This window comes from Acetobacter ascendens, from assembly GCF_001766235.1.
GTDB classification, from domain to species: Bacteria; Pseudomonadota; Alphaproteobacteria; order Acetobacterales; family Acetobacteraceae; genus Acetobacter; species Acetobacter ascendens.
Window position 1 is genome coordinate 433,419 of the sequence record NZ_CP015164.1, and the last position, 18,411, is coordinate 451,829.

Sequence of the window (18,411 nt, forward strand, 5' to 3'; positions counted from 1 at the left end):
TACCCCGATCGGACAGGAAAGACAGTGCCATGATGGCAGACGTCAGCTCAACTCAAGTTCATCAATCACATCCAGATATTGTTGCGGGAACATCCTTATTGCATCCGCATGCACGCACCTTTCCTGGAGGGTTGCAGGCAAGTGGGTTTTTAGCTGCACAGGGAGGCGAGTTGAGCGGCTATTTTGATGAACCGAGCGTGACCACCCGCTGCACTGTCATTCTATCAGGAACATGCAGCATGAAGGCCGGGGGCCAAAAGTATCATTTCCAGGCAAGAGATTTGATTCTTGCGCGCACATCTTCTGAAACTTTTACATTTGAGAATAGTGCAGAATTTTCGGCTCTCGAGATTCATGCTCCATCAATGCTTCTTGAACAAATGCACGTTGAGCCTTTTACCGGCATTCAGGCCCGGCCGCTTGGGCTACAGGATCTGGCTATGAGGATAGCTAAGCAACTCCTTGGTTATTTGCGGACGGCGCCTGGCTCTTGCTCGCAAATCAGTACCCCTGACGTGCTGAGGGGGTATGGAATGGCAATGACCATACTAGGATATGCTTTTACATCGTGGGGAACAGAGAAAACGCAGCTTAATAAGAAAAATATAGCGCGCCTTGAAACAGCACGACAGGCTTTGCTCAAACACTTTGACCGGGCTCCAACGATCCCGCAATTGGCAGCGATGTGCGATCTCAGTCCTACGCGCTTCAAGGGTAATCCCCCCATTTTTAGTGGGGCATTGAATGAGAATTCAGGCAGCTGTTTTTAGTTTCTGGGCGGGGGTTAGCCCGCTGTTCCCCATGTTGGGTCTGTCATGGTTATATGTCCAGAGCCATTGTGTTGCGACCTCCTGCACGTCCTGAATGCTTTCAAACAAATACTGCTCCAGCCATTCCTGCCGGACAGTTCTGTTGTAGCGTTCAATATAGACGTTCTGCTGCGGATTACCCGGTTGCGTATAGATCAGGGTAATCCCCTGTTTTTCGGCCCATGAAACCAACGTATGACTGACATATTCAGGGCCATTATCCATTCGGATGGCTTCTGGCCTGCCACGCCACTCCATAACCTGTTCCAGACAGCGGACAACCCGACAGGCTGGCAGGGAAAAATCAACCTCGATCGCCAGTCCTTCACGATTGAAGTCATCCAGAATGTTCAGGAGACGAAAAGCACGTCCATCCATCAGCCTGTCCGCCATAAAATCCATGGACCAGACCCTGTTGGGAAGGGCCGGAACCGACAGCTTTTCAGGCTTTTCGCGAACCAGACGCCTGCGGGGTTTAATCCGCAGGTTGAGTTCCAGTTCCCGATAGATCCGATAAACCCGCTTATGATTCCAGAGCTGTCCCTGCACATTGCGCAGATACAGGAAACACAGACCAAATCCCCATCTCCTGTGAGCCTGAGTCAGTCCCACCAGAAGAGCGGCAATCCTGTCGTTCTCCGCTGCCAGTCGCGGACGATAGCGAAAGCAGGCCTCGGATATCCCAAAAATCCGACAGGCCAGCGCAATGCTGACCCCATGATGCGCCACAGCCTGTGCGGCCAGTTCCCGGCGCTGGGCTGGCCGCTTCATTTTTTTCCAAGGGCTTCCTTCAGGATATCCGTCTGCATGCTCAAATCCGCATACATGCGCTTCAGCCGACGGTTCTCCTCTTCCAGAGCCTTCATCTGACTGATCATCGAAGCATCCATACCGCCATATTTCGCGCGCCACCGGTAAAACGTGGCGTTGCTAATCCCATGCTCCCGGCACAGGTCAGGAACCGGGACACCGCCCTCAGCCTGGCGGATCACACCCATGATCTGGGCGTCAGTAAAGCGATCACTCTTCATCAGAATCTCCTCAATTCTTACGCTGAGAAAATTCTCATTCAAAAGTCACTCTTTTTATTGGGGGATTACCCAAGGAGCTGTTCCGTCAGCAATTTGGGTGTGCACCTTATGCTCTTTATCAGGCGCATCGCATGGAACAGGCACGGCATTTGCTACGGCACAAAAACGTAACAGAAACGGCAATGGAAATTGGCTATAGCAATGTAAGCCACTTCAGTGCGGCTTTTCAGCGACAATTTGGATGCGCGCCCAGCATGTGGCAGCGCCAGATATTGTAAAGGTTTTTTAAGTCTGTATTTTCCAAGTCGGACTCTCTAAAAGTATCCCGGCATAAAGGTGAGGATCTGTGTGACGGAGGTGGGTTGTGGCTCCGTTGTTACTGGTGATACTAAAATGTAGTATCTCACAAGGCATGAAAGCCAAGCACCGCTGCACATTGAGGGATAAACTGTCCCGCGTTATCTCAAATACGTTGAATTGACAGGTTTATTATTCGTCTTTCAACGCCGCAGCCAGTAAATCGGAAACACCGGCTCCTTTTACTTCGGTGGCTTGGCTATCTGGCAGCTCTGTTGCCAGAGCAAGCCGTCCCTACATAATCGGGTCAATCTCTCTTCCCACCTGTACTTCGGGGTCTTTTTCAAAGGCGTGCAGAACGGCGGACCAGAACGCCCTCAGGCTAGGAAAACTGCCCCAGTTTGGTGGTTCTTCAGGCTCAACTGTTGGAATGATACCAAGAACAGCCTTGCTGACGTGCTCGACGCGGAAATCTCACAGAAGGGTTGTACATCGGGTTAGATTATGAAAAAGTCTATTTTGTGTAAAAGAAATTTTCGTAAGCTATAAGAAAACCCGATGCAGACAGAGTGTAGCGCAGGCGCGTATGAATTTCCAGCCTCCTATGGACGGCGTGTTGTAGCCCGTTTTGACGGGGGTCGCATGAGTTCGGATGGCGGTGTCATCCTGGTAAAGCAGGTCGATGATAGTCTGGGGTTCAGTCGCCGTTTTGCTGCATGTTTTCGCGATGAGCGGCATCCTGCCTTTGTGGAATACCGGGTTGACGCGGAAATCTCACAGAAGGGTTGTACATCGGGTTAGATTATGAAAAAGTCTGTTTTGTACAAAATAATTTTTCATAAGCAATAAACGAACCCGATGCAGACAGAGTGTAGCGCAGGCGCGTATGAGTTTCCAGCCTCCTGTGGACGGCGTGTTGTGGCCCGTTTTGACGGGGGTCGCATGAGTTCGGATGGGGGCGTCATTCTGGTGAAGCAGGCTGATGACATTCTGGGTCTCAGCCGCCGCTTTGCTGCCTGTTTTCGCGATGAACGGCATCCCGGCTTTGTGGAATACCGGGTTGAAGACCTTGTCCGTCAGCGGATCATGGGCCTGGCACTGGGCTATGAAGACCTTAATGACCATGACGCTTTACGTCATGATCCTGTCATGGGTCTGGTATCGGGACGTCTGTCAGGAAGCCGGGCCAACTGTGCGGCACTGGCAGGAAAATCCACGCTGAACCGGTTGGAGCGCAGTGGGCAGCAGGCAGATCGTTACTGCCGCATCATTGCTGATCATGAGGCCCTGGCTACCCTGTTCGTGACGCTTTTCATGGACCAGCATGAGCGCGCACCCGCCCGGATCGTTCTGGATGTGGATGCCACCGATGACCGTATCCATGGCCATCAGGAAGGCCGGGCCTTTCATGGATATTACGGCCATAACTGCTATCTGCCGTTATACATCTTCTGCGGGGACCATCTCCTCAGCGCTACCCTGCGCACGGCAGACAGGGACCCGGGGAAGGAAGCACTGGCAGACATCCGCCGGATCGTGGAGCAGATCAGGAGCCGCTGGCCCCGGGTGCGTATCCTGGTGCGTGGGGACAGCGGTTTCGCCCGGGACAGTCTGATGACATGGTGCGAAGACAACCACGTTGACTTCCTGTTCGGGCTTGCAGGCAACACCCGCCTGTATGACCGGATTGCCTCTTTGTCCGCTGAGGTTCGTGACGAAGCCGCCACGACAGGCAGAGCTGCGCGCGGTTTCGCCTCCTTTGACTGGATCACAAAGGACAGCTGGACGCGCCGCAGGCGGGTCGTGGCCAAGGCCGAATGGCGCCACGGCAACCGCTATCATCGCTTTATTGTCACCACGCTACCGCAGGGAATGTCCGACCCCCGCCATCTCTACGAACAGATTTACTGCGCACGCGGGGATATGGAAAACCGCATCAAGGAATGCCAGATGGATCTGTTCTCAGACAGGACCTCGTCCCACACCATCCGGGCCAACCAGCTCCGGCTGTGGTTCTCGGCCGCAGCCTATGTCCTGCTGACCGCTCTGCAAAGACTGGCCCTTGGCCAGACCAGCCTGGAGACGGCGACCTGTGGCACCATACGCGCACGACTGCTCAAAATCGCGACACGTGTAACGCTCAGCGTCCGTCGGATTGTCCTGTCCATGCCGGACATGTTCCCCTGTCAGCATGAATTCGCCCTCGCTCATGCACGATTGCGAAGGCTCCGGCAGGCCATCTGAAGAAACAGACAGTGCACAGACCACATAGCTTCCACCAACACTGCCTTCTCAGGCCGTGACACCCTCACTGCGTTCAGAACCCGCCGCCAGAAGCAGAATATCGTCAATATTCCAGATCGGGCTCCTGTGGGATGGCTGAATTCTACAAAATGACCCGAAATTGCCTCAAGTGTGAGAAATCCGCGTCGATTTCCGCATCATTACAAGCCAATACAGTTCTTAATTCGTTGACTGTTTGTAGCGTGAACAGCAGACGATGCCTCTGAGGTGCATCTTCAATGGCCTCTGCCAATGTATCGCCAAAGAGATCCGCATCCTCGCCGAACGAACTGGCGCCCAGATTAGTGAGACGCGGAAACAGGTCAAGAGTGTCATATTTAGTCAAGTTTAACAGTTTGGACATAGTAAATCATCCCGTTGTATTCTTTTTTGATAATTATAATTTGGATACGCCGTGCAGTCTTGCGCTGCCGATTGGCACTCTCAATTACGACACTTCCCCTTTGCCAGACACACGTTACTTGAAGACATGTCTGAACGTGTTTTATCGAAAGCAACTTATGGGCTGATAAGGGGTTCATACGTTTATAGGTTAGGGGAAAAGTATGGTGCAGCGTATAATTGCCGGGCTGGTACTTGTTGGCCTTCTCCCTTTGAGTACACATATTGTGTGCGCTCAGGATATGGTCCAGAATGAGCTAGAAAAATCGCCTACTACCTATTACTGGCACAACTGGGCAGACCATAATGGCGTAAGCCATATGACAAAGTGCCCACTTCATCATTACACTCTCAAGACAATGAACAAGCCAGCGGCTCCTCAGTGGTCAGACGTGCTTTCCAAAGGAGAGGTGCAAATTATTTCAACAGTGCAGCCCAATCATTGGAACGGTGCATGGCATACCGATCCTAAGGTGCAGTGGATTATTCCACTGAAAGGCACATGGTTTGTTCAGGCAATGGATGGCACACGTGTTGAAATGGGACCGGGGGATATATCTTTAGGCGAAGATCAAAGAACACTTCCTGATGCGCAGGGGCATAAAGGACATTTGGGCGGCAATGTAATGCCTGGCCCGGTAACGCTGATGGTGATTCAGTTGGCAGAAGCGCCTACAGTGGATGAGGCATGTCGCTTCAAATAAAACATCAGGCTTGAGTAAGCAAAATCAGGCATAGGCGGACATGGCTTATGGGAGCGGCATTGCTTGCTGGCGGCTATTTTAAGTGGTGCGGATATTCCCGGCGCTGCTTCTGGTTTCGGTATGGTTGGTCTTGCCGCTGCGGGTATCAGCATCTTTCCGTTATGCTCCTAGCACCATCCAAAATCACTAAGGTGCAACATCACAAAGCAGCGGAATGGAAAAACATTTCAGAAATTATGAATGCTCTTCATCCATGCTGCAGGCACCAAAGGGATGACTGTGCATGGTTTGCGCTCACATTCCGAGACTGGGCTGGGGAGACAAAAGCTTGCTCGCGTGAGGCAGCTTATTTGTAACGGGCCGTTCTGGGCTGCCTTGATTATGCGGCCTGTCTGTGCGGTGTATTCAGGGGTTGCCAATTCCATGGCAATAGTTCGTGGAGCCGATTGATCTTGTGCTCGTTGATACGGGCCAGGACGTCGGCGAGGTAATCGTGCGGGTTGATGCCTGAGAGTTTTGCGCTTTCGATAAGCGTCATGGCATCAGCGATGTTGTCGCCCCCGGCGTCTGAACCGGCAAACAGATAGTTTTTCCGCCCGACGCATACCGGTCGTATGGCCCGCTCGGCAGGATTGTTGTCGATGGCAACACGACCATCTTCGAGGAAGAGGGTAAAGGCTGCCCACCGGTTGAGCGCATAACGGATTGCTTTTGCCAGTTCCCCCTTGCCTGGGATACGGGCGAGCTGTGTTTCGCACCATGCGTGGAATGCTGTGACACGAGGGCGGCTTTTTTCCTGTCGGACAGCCAGACGATACGGAGCAGGAGACCCGGTGAGCTGCCGCTCGATATCGTAGAGTTCCCCGATCTGCTCGAGTGCTTCCCTTGCGATTGTCGAATCACTGCCCTTCCAGACATCATGGAAGGCCCTGCGGAGATGAGCCCAGCAGGCCGCTTCGCGCACATGCACGGTTCCCGTTGCATCGGGTTTATACAGATCCCTGAACCCCGCGTAGGCGTCAGCCTGCAGAATGCCCCGGAACTGTGCCAGATGGGTCTGGGGATTGATCCCCTTGCGATCGGGAGAGAACCAGTAGGCCACGGCGGGCGGATCACTCCCTCCCCATGGGCGGGGATCGCGCAGATAGGTCCAGATCCGCCCTTCCTTCACGCCCCGGGGTTTGCCAGCCTGACGCAGACGGGGGTCAAGAACCTGGATGGGTGTGTCATCAGCATGTAGCAGGTCTGCCTTTACGACATCCTGACGGATCAGATCTGTCAGAGGACGCAGAACGGCAACGGCCTGACCACACCAGTCGATCAGGGTTGAACGGGGAATGTCCACACCCTGACGGGAAAAGATCTCATTCTGACGATAAAGCGGAATGTGATCATCGAATTTTGAGACCAGGATATGGGCCAGCAGCCCGGGGCCAGCCATGCCCCGTGGGACAGGGCGCGACGGTGCTTCAGGCTGTACCATTGTTTCGCAATGACGGCAGGATTTCTTCAGCCGTGCCGTTTCGACAACTTTCAGTTTTGCCGCAATAAAGTCCAGTATTTCGGTGACATCTTCGCCAACGAGGCGTAGGGGACCGCCACAGGCGGGACAGGCCTCGCCCGGGTCGAGAACAATACGCTCCCGTGGTGTCGTGTCGGAAACCTTTGGTTTGCCGCGCCATCTGGGGGAAGAGACCACACCATCGCTGTCATCGTGCTCCCTGATGTCAGGAGAAGGATCGGCTGCCGCGATGGCGATTTTCACATCTTCAAGAAGCAGTTCGAGCTGTTCAATCTCACGGTCTATCTTTTCTGAACTGGCCCCGAATTTCTGTTTCTGAAGACGCGCGATCCGGATTTTGAGAGACTGGACAAGAGCTTCATACGCACGGGCTGAAGCGGAAAGCCGAGCCACTTCAGTCTGCAGGGAAACAATCATGTCCCTCAGGATATCTGGATCATCAGGCAGGACCGCGGGCGCATGCGTCATTATGAAAAAATAGCAGAAAACCCAATAAAAGACAAAAGGTTCTGCACGATCACGCCATAAAAATCAGGCCACGCGAGACGGTGGCGCAGACCAGGAAGGTCGTCTCCACTCCATGCCTTCCCACAGCATGGCCATCTGTGCGGCTGTCAGGCGTGCAACGCCCTCTGCCGGCGAGGGCCATGGAAAACGTCCCTTCTCAAGCACCTTGTAATAAAGACAGAACCCCTGACCGTCCCACATCAGAAGCTTGATCCTGTCCCCACGGCGACCACGAAAGGCAAAGAGCGCTCCCGATGTCGGGTTCTGACGCAGCACGTCCTGTGCCAGTGCAGCCAGACCCGATATCCCCTTGCGCATATCCGTAACCCCGCAGGCCAGATAGACGCGCACACCGTTGCCCACGCCAATCATGCTGTCTCGGCAATCCGGATGATCTTCGCCAGAAACTCTTCTGCAGGATGTCCCGTCACCTTGATACTGCGGCCATTACGCAGCATAATGGCCAGCCCTTCATTATCATCGCCAGAGACCAGAGCAGGTGTCTTCACTGCAGCGACAGGAACAAACGTCACAGACTGATCCGGGGAAGACAGTCTGTGGCGGAAAGACGTCCGCCATTGGTAAAGATGTTGACGGGTCAGGTCATGCCGACGGGCCACATCCGATACACTTGCCCCGTCCACACCAACTTCAGCCAGTATCGCAAGCTTGCGTTCATCCGACCAGCGGCGACGGCGTTCAACGCCAATCAGGATTTCTTGAGCCATAGCTACCTCCCAAACAACGTCAATAACGACGTCGTTAACGACGGTAACTTACCACTCACAATCCTCACTCATAAGGCGGTCTCAAGCGGCCGCTTACGCTTATTTCCAGAGTGACCTTCTGGATTTTCGGCAGGACAAGGCTGGCGATTGGCTGGTGAAGGTGCGCGCCCTCCGGTGAGGGCAGTCATCAGCTTTTTGCTTGTAGGTAGCTTTGTACTAAGGGGTGATTTGCTTTAGCGGAAAGCCTGCGTCTGGAACGCCAACACATGAAAATAGACATCCCTGTATTCGGTGTTGGCGAGCAAGCCGTCTCTACATAATCGGGTCAATCTCTCTTCCCGCCTGCACTTTGGGGTCTTTTTCAAAAGTATGCAGAACGGCTGACCAGAATGCCCGTAGGATGGGAAAGCTGCCCCAGTTTGGTGGCTCTTCAACATCCGCCATGGGACTTATGCTGATCAAAATCAAAGTTGTATGGTCGATTTCCGCATCATTACAAGCCAATAAGGTCTTTAATTCGTTGATTGTTTATAACTTGAACGGCAAGCGACGTCCCTGCGGCGCATCTTCAATAACCTCTGCCAATGTATCGCCAAAGAGATCAGCCTCCTCGCCGAATGAACTGGCACCAAGATTTTTTAAACGCGGGAACATGTCAAGAATATCATCATTGGTACAGTTTAACTGTCTGGACATAGTAAATTATCCCGATGTGTTCTTTTTTGATAATTGTAACGCGGATATGTTGCGCCGCTTTGCGTATCCGATTGGTGTTCTCGATAACAATGGCTCCACTCCCAGAGAGATATCCTTCGGCGTGGACTGAACTCCCGTTTTTGGCACTTTTAAGCCAGCCATCAATCTTATGGGAGTTATCTCTGAGCACTTTATGAATAGCACGTTCAGCCTCCTCCTTCGAAGTGAAGAATGAAACGACAGGGCGTTTTTCCTTCGTAAACCGGCGTTCGATATATTCCTCGGTTGGATCGACGTGCTTCAGCAAGACATGCCCTCCTGCCTTGCGATTATGTGGGGGTGCCTCATGGCGGTTGAGATCGAGCCGCTTCTGTCGATGGGGAGAGAGAAGGTTCTGGTTGGTGGGTAGTCTTGGCGGTTGAGGAGACGGCGAAGGCCGGTGGAAGTGCTCCGGGGCGATATCGGCATGCAGGAAGGTCAGTCGGCCTGCATCCGCTGAGGCCACGCGAATGGCCCGAGTGGCCGCGAAAGACCCCGCTGCATGGAGCAGTCCGCCCGGGATCAGGGCGTCCGCAGCCGCACCTGCCAGACCCGCAACAGAGGGGGGGCGCATGTGCCCTCAGAGCCGCGCCGTAGCTTATGCCAGAGCGCTTTTTGGGAAGATCATGATTTTGTGGGAAAGTCCGGATCAGTGAATATCACTATCCGAACTGTATTTAATATGTAGATCCAAACGACCAGATAGGCTGGTGGTTCGATAACAACATCACCACCCACATCAATATTACGGCCCCGAACGATGATCCAAAAGCCATCGTGAAAGAAGCGCGGAATGCTTTTAATGATATACGCTTTAGGGCCAGGCAGGCCAACTTAGGGCTGACCTGATTTATGCTTGTTGGTGTATGCCGCCAGGAACTATTCAAGATACGGTAGATTTTATCTTGGGTTAATTGCTCTGGCGGTTATTTGCTGGCAATGATTGTCTTTTAAAATGCACAATTTATGAGTATTTGAAATGGCGAAATACTTCATCTGCCGTATCAGCAAGTTGTGCATGATGGATTAAATAAACACCTGTTGTTGCTGCTGCCTCTCGTGCTGATGCTGAAAAAGTCGAGTTTGTAACAACAAGAGCGGCTTGAGCTCCTCGGTGAGTTTTTGCTGTATATACTTGCTGCACAGCTGCGTTTCCAACGGTTCCGCTATAGAGTTTGCATTGCACGACAATCTTCACGCCTTCTTTTTGTGCAATAACGTCTGCCCCTTGGTCGCCGCTTTGCTTTGTGGCTTGGGCATCCCATCCTGCGTTTCTTAATATAAGCGCGCAATATTGTTCATAATCAAAAGGATCCATACGCGGATCAAAAACTGTTGGATCACTACGATACGCTGTTGTGATTGTGTCAGCTTGCAAGGGTTCGGAAGCGATCTGCTCAATTAAAATCCCGGCAGCAGCACGCAGTTTGTCGCGTCTTTTTTCATCTTGTATGCGAGAGGAAATGATTGGAGAAATGCGTGTATTGATAAAGTAATTTATTTCTTTGACCCATTTTGTGACGTCAACGGTCCCATATGCGTCAGCAGTTAATTTCTGAGTTCTCGCTATTTGAAGGTTCTTTTTTTGCGTATAAATCTCGGTTCTAAGAGCCCTTTTGGAAATTCGCTATGATAGGTTTTCAAGAGGTTTTGAGCGTGATTCAAAGGCAGGATGTGGACGCCAGCACAACGAGGCCGCATGGCCGGAATTACACGCAAGACGAAACGCTATCCGTCTGATCTGACAGATGAGGAATGGGAGCGCATAGCGCCTCTGATGCCCCCTGCGAACCGGCGTGGTCGGAAACGGACAACCGATTTCCGTGAGATCATCAATGCTCTGCGCTATCTCGTGCGCTCAGGCTGCGGTTGGGAGATGCTTCCGGTTCATTTTGGCCCATGGCAAACGGTTTACTGGTGGTTCCGCAGGCTGATGCGCCGTTTCCTGTTCCAGACCATTCATGATGTCTGTCTGATGCTCGATCGTGAAGCGGCAGGACGCGAAACCAGTCCATCGGGTGGTGTCATTGATAGCCAGAGTATCAAGGCACCCCACGCAAAGACACGTGGTTATGACGCAGGCAAGAAGATCGTCGGTCGGAAACGTCACATCGCAGTTGATACGGATGGCCGCCTTCTCCTGGTCCAGCTGACAACAGCCGATATTTCGGACAGTGCAGGAGGACAGATGATCCTTGATGCCATTCGTAAACGCTGGCCTTGGGTGAAGCACCTGTTTGCCGATGGAGCCTATGACCGCCTCCAGTTGATGGATAAGGCCACTTTTCTCGACTTCACAGTCGAGATCATCCGGCGGTCAGAGACAGCAAAAGGGTTTGAAATCCTGCCGCGTCGGTGGGTTGTGGAACGGACCTTCGGTTGGATGATCCGCTGGCGTCGCCTTGTGAAGGACTACGAACAGCGGATCGACGTCGCAGAGGCCATGATCCACATCGCCATGGGAAGCCTCATGCTACGCCGAAACGCTCATCCGTCAATTTCCAAAAGGGCTCTAATTAAATCCCATGTAGCTTCATATTCATTCTTTTTGACCTTATGACGAAAGAAGATAAAAGCCATTACAAGAACAGTGATAATAATCATCCATAGGAAAGATTTTCTGCTTTCTTGCTCATTGGTTGGAGCCATAGGTGATGTATATTTCGGCTCACTTTTTGAGGTGACCTGTACAACAGGTGTTGAAGCCATGAGTTTGGGTACATCATCATCGGAAAGGAACCCTGTGGGGTTATGATATCCGATGTTTTTTTGCCATTTTATAATAGCAGCACGTGTGCTTTCTCCATACACACCATCGGCAACACTTCCTGCAGGCATATAGCCGAGATTAATAAGTTGTTGCTGTAGTTTGATATGTTCATTGATATCGCGATTGGCTTCTTCCAAAGAGGCACCAGATAATCTTGTTTTGTATTTATCTGTAATTTCCCCCATTTTGGAAATGTAGCAATCTGGATCTGCTTTAGGTGTTCCTTCCATGGGCGCAGACGAATCTATGCAAACCTTTAAGGCTCCATCGTCAGATATGACCTGCTGCTTAAGTGTTTTCCAACGATCTGCCGCAGCGCGTAGTATGTTTGATCAAAGATCAACTCATGTTGTGCGGCATTACTATTTTCACATAGCAATGTGGCGATGCTATCTTTGGAGTGATCAACGTTACAATCAAAATCAGGATTGTAATGACCGAATGTCTCTAGTCCTGGAGAGCTTTCTGCTGCAGCGGGATGCACCAAGGATGGTGTGGCAGGGAAAGATTTTGATGAATGCCCTCCATTAAAATGAGAGAAGGCAAAAATACCGCCAAAAATAATCGCCATACCAGCAATGCCACTTATACGTTGCTCTGCTTTCTTACGGCGATAGTATTGTCTGGTATAGGCCGCTTTTTTATAGTCCCTAGCCCAGAATGGTTTTGAGCTTCTGCGGCCCATAATACCCCTCCCCAAAAAAGCTTCGTCATACCCTTGGAAGATGATTTTGGGGAGTCAGAGGTTACAATCCTACCGAACCACGGGATGACACATCTCTTTCCACGATTGTTGAAGAGACAAGATTATCTTGCGCCTATCTTGATGCACTGATCAAAGAACGGGCTGAAGACGAAACGGGCCTCGTATCCGGTATCAAGAGGCTTGTGGACCGGTTTGAAGCGGGCTGTCTGCCTAACGGTACAGCAACAAGCGGGCAGGTGCGTTCCGTGATGCGCCGTTTTGGGCTGGTGGCTGCTACTGGTGAAATGGCATCGGTTTACAAGATTCTGCCGTGGCTATCGGGAGAAGCCATACGGGCTGCGAATTTTTGTTTTTATTGAGTATTTTTAAGGAAAATGGTGGAGGGAGTTGGATTCGAACCAACGTAGGCGTACGCCAGCGGATTTACAGTCCGCCCCCTTTAGCCACTCGGGCATCCCTCCGATTTGTTGAGCCGTGATCTAAAGGGTTGGAGAAGTGTTGTCAATGCTTTGAAGGACATTCTTTTTCTTTTTGTGGTTTTGCTTTGCTTCGGGTCGTGGCAGGGCTGGACAGCCGAAGGGGATGCGGGAAAGCTGCCCCCACTTTTGATCTATGATCCTGAACTGAAACAAGGAGAGAATACGCGTGAGCAGACATCAAACAGTCAAGCGGCATACACCGCGATCTTTGGCGGCGCTGGATGCTCCCATCGTGTCTCTTACCGCTTATACGGCTCCCATGGCTCGCCTGCTGGATGCGCATTGTGATCTGCTGCTGGTAGGGGATTCTTTAGGCATGGTGGTGTACGGTATGGATTCTACCTTGGCAGTCACGCCGGAAATGATGATAGCGCACGGTCAGGCCGTTGTGCGTGGTAGTCAGCAGGCCTGTGTGGCGGTGGATATGCCTTTTGGCAGTTATCAGGAAAGCCCGCAGCAGGCGTTTCGGGTGGCGGCACAGATTATGGCGCAAACAGGTGCCGGGTGCGTAAAGCTGGAAGGCGGGCAGGAAATGGCCGAGACCATTCAGTTTTTGGTGCAGCGCGGTATTCCGGTTGTGGGGCATATCGGGCTTAAACCGCAGGCTGTGCATGCGCATGGCGGCTTCCGTACCGTTGGCCGAGGTGATGAGGCCGAACAGATTTTGGCAGATGCGCGCGCTGTGCAAAATGCTGGTGCATGGGCGGTAGTGATTGAAAGTACAATGGAACCGCTTTCCCGCAAGATCAGCGAGATATTGCATATTCCCACCATTGGCATTGGGGCTTCTCCCGCATGTGGCGGGCAGGTGCTGGTAACAGAAGATATGCTGGGGCTGTTCCCTGATTTTACACCCAGATTTGTGAGAAAATTTGCTGATCTGGGTAAGGAAGTTGAGCAGGCTGCGGCTGCATACGCGCAAGCCGTGCGCAGCCGCAGCTTTCCCGGCCCGGCTGAATGTGTGGGAATGCCAGAGAAAAAATAAGTTTCTCACTGTGTTCCGGGCATCTGAGGGAGAGCCCGGAACGCGCGCGTAACTCCGCGTTACTGATAACGCGCCAGCCACCACCCGTAAGAAGGTGGTAGAACTTTTCCGGCATCTTTCACGTGCAAAGCGCGTGCGGCTTCATACGGCCAGTGCGGGTTGGCAAGGAACGGTCGCCCAAGCGTTGCCAGATCCAGCGCACCAGTGCGGATAAGCGCATCTGCCTGTCGGCCTTCGCTAATATACCATGAGGTTGTGACAGGTAGCGCGGCTTCCTGTTTTACGCGTTGAGCGTACGGGGCCATAAACCCGGCACCCCACGGAATATTGGCGGTGGGGGTGGAAAACCCGATACTGACATCCAGAAAATCTAAGCCCACGCCTTTCATTTTCTGAACAAGAGTAATGGATTCCGCCAGAGTTTGCTCATCCTGTCCATCAAATTCAATTACGCCAAAGCGGGCGGAAAGGGGCAGGTTTTCGGGCCATACGGCACGCACGGCTTCTAGCGTTTCCAGCAAAAAGCGGCCACGGTTTTCAGCAGATCCGCCGTATTGATCCGTGCGTTTGTTGGAATGGGTAGACCAGAAACTTTGCGCCAGATATCCGTGAGCAAAATGCAGCATCAGCCATTTAAAACCGGCATCCCGCGCACGTTCTGCGGCACGCACAAAATCGGCTTTTACACGGGCAATGTCATCCAATGTCATTTCCGTAGGCACGCGGGGCAGGTTAGCTCCAAATGCTACGGGAGAGGGGGCAATGGGTTGCCAACCTGCGGGGTCTGATTCTGGAATATGGTCATCACCTTCCCACGGTACATGTGCGCTGGCTTTGCGTCCGGCATGGGCAAGCTGGATACCCGGCACGGCCCCCGCTTTGCTGATGGCTGCCGTAATAGGAGCAAAAGCAGCAGCTTGCTCATCATTCCATAAACCAAGGCAGCCGGGTGTAATGCGCCCTTCGGGGGAAACTGCTGTGGCTTCCACCACAACAAGGGCTGCACCACCACGGGCCAGTGTGGGGTAATGCACGTTGTGCCAATCATTCGGCACACCTTCTTGCGCTGTGTATTGGCACATGGGACCAACCACAATACGGTTGCGCAAGGTAATATCTTTAAAGGTATAAGTATCAAACAGTGTCGGCATGCGTAGTCTCCGTTACAGATTAGGTCTGCACGACCATTAGTTCGACTATAATCGAACTAATCCTGTAGGCAAGAGTTAAGGGCTCAAGCGCAACCCATGAAGCAGTATGATCATCCTGCCCCCGAAGACTTTCAGCTGGCGGGTATTCTGCACGCGCTGGCAGACCCTTTTCGGCTTTCTGTTGTGCAAAAGCTGATGCAGCATCAGCCTCAGGCCTGTGCACCATTGCAAGATGGGCGGCCTAAATCTTCTATCTCTCACCATTTTGCGGTGCTGCGTAAATCTGGTTTGTTACGCACGGAAGTTGTGGGGGTGACGCATATGAACAGCCTGCGTTTGCAGGATATGGAAGTGCGCTTTCCCGGCTTGCTGGCAGCTATTTTGTTGGCGGCGGAGCAAGCTCCGCAACCAGTCTGATATATTGATCTGGCGTTTAGGGCACCAGCACGGCGGCACCATCAAACCGCCCATGCCGTAAATCATCCAGCGCCTTGTTAGCGTCTTTCAGGGCATATGTGGTTGTTGTGGTGTGAATGCCAATTTTGGGCGCGATAGACAGAAAATCTAACCCATCCTGACGTGTGAGATTAGCAACGGAAACAATTTCACGCTCTTCCCACAAAATATCGTAAGAAAAGGCAGGTATTTCGCTCATATGAATACCTGCGCATACCACGCGTCCGCCTTTACGCAGAGTTTTAAGGGCCGCTGGCACCAAGGCCCCCACAGGTGCAAAAATAATGGCGGCATCTAATTGTTCTGGCGGCAGTTCATCAGAGCCCCCAGCCCATGTTGCCCCTAACTCGCGCGCAAAGGCTTGGGTTTTTGCATCACCGGGACGGGTAAAAGCGTAAACCTGCTTTTTCTGCCAGACCAGAACCTGCGCAATAATATGGGCCGCAGCACCAAATCCATATAGTCCCACTTTTTGCGCATTTCCGGTTTTTACCAAGGAGCGCCAGCCAATAAGCCCAGCACATAAAAGAGGCGCGACTTCTACATCAGATCCTTCCTCCCCCAGCGGGAAGGCAAAGCGCGCATCGGCTACGGCCATTGTGGCGTAACCGCCATCTCGCGTGTAACCGGTAAATACGGGATGATCACACAGGTTTTCATGATGATCACTGCAATAAAAACAGTGCCCGCATGTATGCCCCAACCACGGAATACCTACGCGCTGCCCAACAGACAGAGAGGTAACACCGGAGCCAATCTGGTCAATCCGCCCGACAATTTCGTGGCCGGGAATAATAGGTAGCTTGGGGTGTGTGAGGTCTCCATCTACCACGTGTAAATCTGTGCGGCACACACCGCAGGTCAGCACTTTTACCCGAATTTCACCGGGGCCGGGCACCGGGTCTGCCACTTCCTCCCATTGCAGGGGTGTTTTGGGCTGGTGCAGACGCATGGCAAACATGGAGCTTTCCTTTCTGCGGTATCAAACCTTGGCATTTTTCTACCAGACTGAAAGATACCCTGCGCAGGAGAAAGTGAGATGTCCTTGATCTGTCGCAGTTACCGCGGGATTTTTGCTAGTTCTGGCTTAAAAGTGGCACAGCACGGCCACCAGCACCATTGGTGAATGCCTGAACCTGCACACCAATAACATGCCATCCAACCTGATCATGAAACAGTAAAGGCGCGCCGCTGCTGCCATGTGTGCCAGCGCAATTATGCACTAGCATGGGGTTTCCGCCACCATCTTGCGTAATGCTTAAAAAATGGCAGTTCTGATCAGCCGTGATGATATCTGGCTGATTTTGCTCATAACCGCCCAATACAACAGGCATTCCGGGTGTAAGGGCCTGTTGGGGCGTATTAATATGGAAAACCTCACCCGGTTTGGCGATGGCATGGTCCAGAATAAGCGTGGCATGGTCTAGCCCGCCGCTATTGTTTTCCTGATCCGTTCTGTAACTGGGAGGAATAATAATTTGCACGGCACGGGCATGGGCCATGTAATGGTCCCCCGTATAGGCACGTAAAAAATGCACGCTTTCAGGCTGCACAAACCCGCGCACATGGCTGAGCCATAGGCAGTGCCCAGCAGTTTCCACCACGTTAGGCGCAATTAAAAAACCGGTGCACCGGCTGCCCAGTTCTGTTTGCACACGCCCCACGGCAGACCAAGGCGGCTGTGTGGCATCCACTCTTTGGCGTGGGTCATGTAGCCCCACACCAGCCAGATGCGTGCGATAAGCTGGGCCTTCAGCCAAGGCAGCATGGCCTGCAAAGGCAGTTTGCATGGCAGCGGTAAATGCTACCATGCAGGAAAAAAGAAGGTTACGCGTCATAACCCTGCGGATGGTTTTTGCGCCAGTTGAAGGCTGTTTCCACAATCCGATCAATATCCGTAAACTCTGGTGCCCAACCGGTTGCTTCCATCAAGCGGGCTGGGCTGGCAACCAAGCTAGCCGGATCACCCGCACGGCGCGGGCCCGCCTGCCAAGGCACCTCCAAATTGCTTACGCGGGCAACGGCATCAATAATTTCACGGTTGGAGTTACCGCGCCCTGTGCCAACGTTAAACACTACACTTTTATCATTCAGTAGCGGCAATACGGCCAGATGTGCACGTGCTAGATCTGTAACGTGCACATAATCACGAATACAGGTGCCATCTGGCGTGGGGTAGTCCTCACCAAACAGGGTCAGGGCAGGGCGGCGTTTCAAGGCAGCATCAATTACCAGCGGGATCAGGTGCGTTTCTGGGCGATGGTCTTCCCCCGCGCGGCCAGCCGGATCAGCCCCAGCGGCGTTGAAATACCGCAGGCACGCACTTTTTAGGCCATGAATTTTGTCTGCCCAATACAGGGCGCGTTCCACCATATATTTGCTCTCACCATAAGGGGAGCCGGGGTTGATGGGAGCATCCTCGTTAATTGGGCCTTCCCCGGCGGAACCAAACAGATTGGCGGTGGAGGAAAACACAAAGCGTTTCGCACCATGGCGGACACAGGCATCAATCAGCCCAAAGCCATAACCAGCATTGGCTGTCATGTACATCATGGGGTTTTGCATGCTTTTCCCCACCAAGGAGAGTGCTGCAAAATGCAGAATCCCATCCCACGGGCCAGAGGAAAGAACCTTATCCAGACAAGAAATGTCTGAAATATCGCCTTGCACAAAAGTAGCCTGTTCTGGCACGGCAGCGCGGTGGCCAGTGCGCAGGTTGTCCAGCACAACAACGTCGTGCCCATCATCCAACAGGGCCAGAACAACGTGGCTGCCAACATACCCAGCGCCACCGGTTACCAGAAAACGAGCCATACTCTCTTTTTGCTCCGTGCAATGTAAAAAGT

20 protein-coding genes, 1 tRNA gene and 3 pseudogenes are annotated in these 18,411 nt (G+C 52.6%); 9 read left to right on the forward strand and 15 right to left on the reverse strand.

Translation table 11 applies throughout. From position 1 onward, the window contains the following. Window positions 1–29: 29 nt before the first annotated feature. Window positions 30–770, forward strand: a complete 741-nt coding sequence (locus tag A4S02_RS02150; protein ID WP_157885525.1) for a hypothetical protein — start codon at window positions 30–32, stop codon at window positions 768–770. Here the strand turns inward: A4S02_RS02150 and A4S02_RS02155 are convergent. Further along, window positions 753–1,840, reverse strand: a protein-coding gene (locus A4S02_RS02155) for an IS3 family transposase (protein ID WP_099046874.1) whose coding sequence is annotated in 2 segments (ribosomal slippage) — window positions 753–1,579 and window positions 1,579–1,840 — 1,089 coding nt in all. Because the reading frame shifts where the segments join, the coding sequence is not laid out codon by codon here. The genes A4S02_RS02150 and A4S02_RS02155 overlap by 18 nt on opposite strands. Before the next feature lie 131 nt (window positions 1,841–1,971). Here A4S02_RS02155 and A4S02_RS14730 point away from each other — a divergent pair. The 3 genes and pseudogenes from A4S02_RS14730 to A4S02_RS02170 all read left to right on the forward strand — a co-directional run bounded on the left by A4S02_RS14730 (window position 1,972) and on the right by A4S02_RS02170 (window position 4,381). Continuing rightward, window positions 1,972–2,118 carry a helix-turn-helix domain-containing protein gene (locus tag A4S02_RS14730; RefSeq protein ID WP_265733695.1) on the forward strand — a complete coding sequence of 49 codons (147 nt, stop codon included), beginning with the start codon at window positions 1,972–1,974 and terminating at the stop codon, window positions 2,116–2,118. 577 nt (window positions 2,119–2,695) lie between these two features. Then, window positions 2,696–2,920, forward strand: a pseudogene (locus A4S02_RS02165) (transposase); the annotation flags it as partial. A gap of 75 nt (window positions 2,921–2,995) precedes the next feature. Continuing rightward, a complete protein-coding gene (locus tag A4S02_RS02170; protein WP_070322584.1) occupies window positions 2,996–4,381 on the forward strand; it encodes an IS1380 family transposase in 1,386 nt (461 codons plus the stop codon). Between the two features lie 184 nt (window positions 4,382–4,565). On the opposite strand, the pseudogene A4S02_RS02175 reads toward A4S02_RS02170, so the two are convergent. After that, a pseudogene (locus tag A4S02_RS02175) lies at window positions 4,566–4,784 on the reverse strand (hypothetical protein); the annotation flags it as partial. A 202-nt stretch (window positions 4,785–4,986) separates the two neighbouring features. On the opposite strand from A4S02_RS02175, the gene A4S02_RS02180 reads away from it, so the two are divergent. Next, entirely contained in the window at window positions 4,987–5,526 is a 540-nt protein-coding gene (locus A4S02_RS02180; RefSeq protein WP_070322813.1) for a cupin domain-containing protein, read from the forward strand. Between the two features lie 379 nt (window positions 5,527–5,905). Here the strand turns inward: A4S02_RS02180 and tnpC are convergent, their stop codons facing one another. The 6 genes and pseudogenes from tnpC to A4S02_RS02210 form a co-directional block, all read right to left on the reverse strand. Beyond that, window positions 5,906–7,516 (reverse strand): IS66 family transposase, encoded by a 1,611-nt coding sequence (gene tnpC, locus A4S02_RS02185; RefSeq protein WP_070322814.1) that lies wholly within the window; start codon window positions 7,514–7,516, stop codon window positions 5,906–5,908. 63 nt (window positions 7,517–7,579) lie between these two features. Beyond that, the gene (gene tnpB, locus A4S02_RS02190; protein ID WP_012812355.1) at window positions 7,580–7,927 is read right to left on the reverse strand and encodes an IS66 family insertion sequence element accessory protein TnpB; all 348 of its coding nucleotides are present in this window, start codon (window positions 7,925–7,927) and stop codon (window positions 7,580–7,582) included. After that, window positions 7,924–8,283, reverse strand: a complete 360-nt coding sequence (tnpA, locus tag A4S02_RS02195; RefSeq protein ID WP_070322815.1) for an IS66-like element accessory protein TnpA — start codon at window positions 8,281–8,283, stop codon at window positions 7,924–7,926. Before tnpA ends, tnpB begins: the two co-directional genes overlap by 4 nt. Before the next feature lie 312 nt (window positions 8,284–8,595). After that, a pseudogene (locus A4S02_RS02200) lies at window positions 8,596–8,979 on the reverse strand (hypothetical protein). Then, on the reverse strand, window positions 8,951–9,592 hold the full coding sequence (locus A4S02_RS02205) for an RNase A-like domain-containing protein (protein ID WP_228142432.1): 642 nt from the start codon (window positions 9,590–9,592) through the stop codon (window positions 8,951–8,953). The pseudogene A4S02_RS02200 and the gene A4S02_RS02205 overlap by 29 nt, the downstream one beginning before the upstream one ends. Before the next feature lie 390 nt (window positions 9,593–9,982). After that, window positions 9,983–10,396 carry a restriction endonuclease gene (locus tag A4S02_RS02210; RefSeq protein ID WP_070322816.1) on the reverse strand — a complete coding sequence of 138 codons (414 nt, stop codon included), beginning with the start codon at window positions 10,394–10,396 and terminating at the stop codon, window positions 9,983–9,985. Window positions 10,397–10,690: 294 nt separating this feature from the next. Between A4S02_RS02210 and A4S02_RS14745 the strand changes: the two genes are divergently transcribed. Then, a complete protein-coding gene (locus A4S02_RS14745; protein ID WP_408736036.1) occupies window positions 10,691–11,578 on the forward strand; it encodes an IS5-like element IS12528 family transposase in 888 nt (295 codons plus the stop codon). On the opposite strand, the gene A4S02_RS02215 is transcribed toward A4S02_RS14745, so the two are convergent. Together A4S02_RS02215 and A4S02_RS02220 are read right to left on the reverse strand one after the other, a co-directional pair. Continuing rightward, window positions 11,506–12,018: a peptidoglycan-binding domain-containing protein gene (locus A4S02_RS02215; protein ID WP_070322817.1), complete on the reverse strand. Its 513-nt coding sequence runs from the start codon at window positions 12,016–12,018 to the stop codon at window positions 11,506–11,508. The two genes, A4S02_RS14745 and A4S02_RS02215, sit on opposite strands and share 73 nt — an antisense overlap. 26 nt (window positions 12,019–12,044) lie before the next feature. Then, entirely contained in the window at window positions 12,045–12,473 is a 429-nt protein-coding gene (locus A4S02_RS02220; protein WP_157885526.1) for a hypothetical protein, read from the reverse strand. A gap of 203 nt (window positions 12,474–12,676) precedes the next feature. Between A4S02_RS02220 and A4S02_RS14750 the strand changes: the two genes are divergently transcribed. Next, a complete protein-coding gene (locus tag A4S02_RS14750; RefSeq protein ID WP_228142433.1) occupies window positions 12,677–12,853 on the forward strand; it encodes a hypothetical protein in 177 nt (58 codons plus the stop codon). Between the two features lie 16 nt (window positions 12,854–12,869). Here A4S02_RS14750 and A4S02_RS02225 read toward each other — a convergent pair. After that, window positions 12,870–12,955 (reverse strand) — tRNA-Tyr (locus A4S02_RS02225). 184 nt (window positions 12,956–13,139) lie between these two features. Here A4S02_RS02225 and panB point away from each other — a divergent pair. After that, window positions 13,140–13,958 carry a 3-methyl-2-oxobutanoate hydroxymethyltransferase gene (gene panB / locus A4S02_RS02230; protein ID WP_019089976.1) on the forward strand — a complete coding sequence of 273 codons (819 nt, stop codon included), beginning with the start codon at window positions 13,140–13,142 and terminating at the stop codon, window positions 13,956–13,958. 59 nt (window positions 13,959–14,017) lie between these two features. On the opposite strand, the gene A4S02_RS02235 is transcribed toward panB, so the two are convergent. Beyond that, window positions 14,018–15,109, reverse strand: a complete 1,092-nt coding sequence (locus A4S02_RS02235; RefSeq protein ID WP_070322819.1) for an NADH:flavin oxidoreductase/NADH oxidase — start codon at window positions 15,107–15,109, stop codon at window positions 14,018–14,020. 96 nt (window positions 15,110–15,205) lie between these two features. Here A4S02_RS02235 and A4S02_RS02240 point away from each other — a divergent pair, with 96 nt between their 5' ends. After that, complete coding sequence (locus A4S02_RS02240) at window positions 15,206–15,526, forward strand: ArsR/SmtB family transcription factor (protein WP_070322820.1); 321 nt, start codon at window positions 15,206–15,208, stop codon at window positions 15,524–15,526. A 16-nt stretch (window positions 15,527–15,542) separates the two neighbouring features. Here A4S02_RS02240 and A4S02_RS02245 read toward each other — a convergent pair whose 3' ends face one another. The 3 genes from A4S02_RS02245 to galE all read right to left on the reverse strand — a co-directional run bounded on the left by A4S02_RS02245 (window position 15,543) and on the right by galE (window position 18,379). Beyond that, window positions 15,543–16,526, reverse strand: a complete 984-nt coding sequence (locus tag A4S02_RS02245) for a zinc-dependent alcohol dehydrogenase family protein (protein ID WP_070322821.1) — start codon at window positions 16,524–16,526, stop codon at window positions 15,543–15,545. A 115-nt stretch (window positions 16,527–16,641) separates the two neighbouring features. Continuing rightward, window positions 16,642–17,376 (reverse strand): trypsin-like serine peptidase, encoded by a 735-nt coding sequence (locus A4S02_RS02250; RefSeq protein ID WP_208858934.1) that lies wholly within the window; start codon window positions 17,374–17,376, stop codon window positions 16,642–16,644. Window positions 17,377–17,392: 16 nt separating this feature from the next. Beyond that, the gene (gene galE, locus A4S02_RS02255; protein ID WP_070322823.1) at window positions 17,393–18,379 is read right to left on the reverse strand and encodes a UDP-glucose 4-epimerase GalE; all 987 of its coding nucleotides are present in this window, start codon (window positions 18,377–18,379) and stop codon (window positions 17,393–17,395) included. Window positions 18,380–18,411 lie beyond the last annotated feature (32 nt).